At 55.5% G+C, this 638-nt stretch carries 2 protein-coding genes; both read right to left on the reverse strand.

Features of this window, described 5'->3' with window-relative positions:
• A partial coding sequence (hisF, locus tag AWU74_RS07285) for an imidazole glycerol phosphate synthase subunit HisF (RefSeq protein WP_238580238.1) occupies positions 1–462 on the reverse strand: 462 nt, incomplete at its 3' end.
• A partial coding sequence (locus AWU74_RS07290; protein WP_438816368.1) for a glutamine amidotransferase-related protein occupies positions 456–638 on the reverse strand: 183 nt, incomplete at its 5' end. The genes hisF and AWU74_RS07290, both read right to left, overlap by 7 nt.

Genomic DNA, 638 nt, shown 5'->3' on the forward strand with positions numbered 1-638 from the left:
AAGTTCCGTCGGAACGCGCCCGCCGTTGATAAACACGCGGTAACCCGACGGCATAGCGCTGTCTCTTTTCGCGTCTATGCCCAGCACTATGCACTGACTGCCAAATATCCGTTTCCCGTCCGTAATCAGACGCGGGTTTTTCACCGCCTGCGAGTTCAGGCTGATTTTCTCCGCGCCCGCAAGAATCGTGGAACGGATATCGTCGAGCGTAGCGATTCCGCCTCCGACGCAAAACGGAATGAATACCTGAGAGGCGACGCGCGCAATCAGGTCAAGGATTGGACCACGCCCACGAGCGGACGCCATAATATCATAAAATACGAGCTCGTCGACGCCCTGTTGATAGTATTCCGCCGCCATTTCGACTGGGTCGCCGATATCGATGTTGTTCTGGAACTTGATACCCTTCGTCGTCCGCCTGTCTTTCACGTCGAGGCAGATGACGATTCGTTTCTTCAGCATAACGCGCCTTTTTCAGCCGGCAGGTCGATAAAGTTTTTCAGCACGGCAAGCCCGCTTTGCCCAGACTTTTCGGGGTGAAATTGTAGCGCAAAGATATTGCCCGCCTGTATCGCCGCCGGCACCTGTATGCCGTAATCGCACACGGCGGATACCACGCGCGGTTCTTTCGGGCGAAT

The sequence above is a fragment of the Treponema endosymbiont of Eucomonympha sp. genome, assembly GCF_001028545.1.